The organism is Streptomyces europaeiscabiei, from assembly GCF_001550375.1.
GTDB classification, from domain to species: Bacteria; Actinomycetota; Actinomycetes; order Streptomycetales; family Streptomycetaceae; genus Streptomyces; species Streptomyces europaeiscabiei.
The window spans coordinates 1-746 of sequence record NZ_LRTR01000231.1 but is presented as its reverse complement, the minus strand read 5'-3'; the positions used below and the strand labels follow the sequence as shown (position 1 = coordinate 746).

Here is a 746-nt window from a genome sequence, read left to right as displayed (position 1 = left end):
CCGGCGGGGATTCCCCATGGACCCGAGGGACCACGCGGCCCGCCGGGACCGGCTGCGCGCGCGTGCCGTCACGACGACCGTCGTGGCCACCGTGGTCGCCGCGCCGGTCTTCGCCCTCTGGGCCGCCTACCGGGCCGCCCCCCTCATCGGCGAGGGCGGCGACGGCCGTTCGGTCAGCGCGGGCGAGGAGCAGGGCGACGGCACCGTCGGAGACGGCAGCGGCGACGCCTACGAGAACGCCGCGAGCGCCCGCACCAGGCCCGGCGCCCGCCCGGGCAAGGGGAAACACGCGGCGGACGACGTGTCCGTGGAGGTCACCCAGGGCAAGGGGCGGGGCGCGCTCTCCGTCGCCGCCGCGAACGACGGTGACACCACGCTCATCACCCTGAGAGCGACCGGCGACTCACCCGTCCGCTGGTCCGCCCGCACCGGCGCCGACTGGCTCTACCTCAGCCGGTCCTCGGGCACCCTGGAACCCGGCGGATCCGCGACGATCAAGGTGTACGTCGACCAGCTGAGCGAGCCCGCCGGATACTGGACGGCGCAGGTGTCACTGGCTCCGTCGGGGGCCGTGGTGACGATCGAGGGTTACGGTCCGGTGGCGACACCGCCGGTCGACTCCCGGCCGACGCCACCGGTCCCGGACCCGGGCCCGCCGAGGCCCACCGCCCCGCCCCCGGCACCCGATCCGGAGCCCACGCCCACCGGCCCGGCCCAGCCGGACCCGACGCCGACACCCACCGACC

General features: G+C 76.8%; 1 protein-coding gene. It reads left to right on the top strand.

What is annotated here, in order from left to right:
• On the top strand, nt 1-746 hold a 746-nt coding region (locus AWZ10_RS11245; RefSeq protein WP_167365941.1), incomplete at both ends, for a BACON domain-containing protein.